The following is a 512-nucleotide window of genomic DNA, read 5'->3' on the forward strand; positions in this document are numbered from 1 at the left end:
GTCCCCGTGACGCAGGTTGATCTCGAGCTGTCCCGCCCCCTCCTCGTGGATCAGGGTATCGATCTCGAGCCCTTGCCCTTCGGAGAAGTGGTAGATGTCGTCGATCAGTTCGTCGAACTCGTTGACGCCGGCGATCGAATACCCTTGTCCGCCGCCGATGGGGCGGCCCGAGCGCCCGACCGGTGGTGTCAGCGGATAATCCGGGTCGGGGTTCTTGCGCACGAGATAGAACTCGATCTCCGGGGCGACGACGGGCTTGAGCCCGCGACGCTCATAGGCCGCCACCACACGGCGCAGGACGTTGCGGGGCGTGAACTCGACGTTGCGCCCGTCCTGATGGACCAGGTCGCAGATGACTTGCGCCGTCGGGTCGGATTCCCAGGGGACGGCGGAGAGCGTCGACAGATCGGGGACGAGCTTCAGGTCGCCATCGTCCTTGGGATAGGCGAAGCCGTTGCCGTCCTCTGGGTAGCCGCCGGTGATCGTCGTCATGAAGACCGCCGAGGGAAGCG

General features: G+C 65.6%; 1 pseudogene. It reads right to left on the bottom strand.

Annotated elements, in window-relative coordinates:
- A pseudogene (locus ACFOLC_RS16175) lies at nucleotides 1-492 on the bottom strand (glutamine synthetase); the annotation flags it as partial.
- Nucleotides 493-512: the final 20 nt, after the last annotated feature.

It is taken from the genome of Lysobacter cavernae (assembly GCF_042648505.1).
Taxonomy (GTDB): domain Bacteria; phylum Pseudomonadota; class Gammaproteobacteria; order Xanthomonadales; family Xanthomonadaceae; genus Lysobacter_L; species Lysobacter_L cavernae.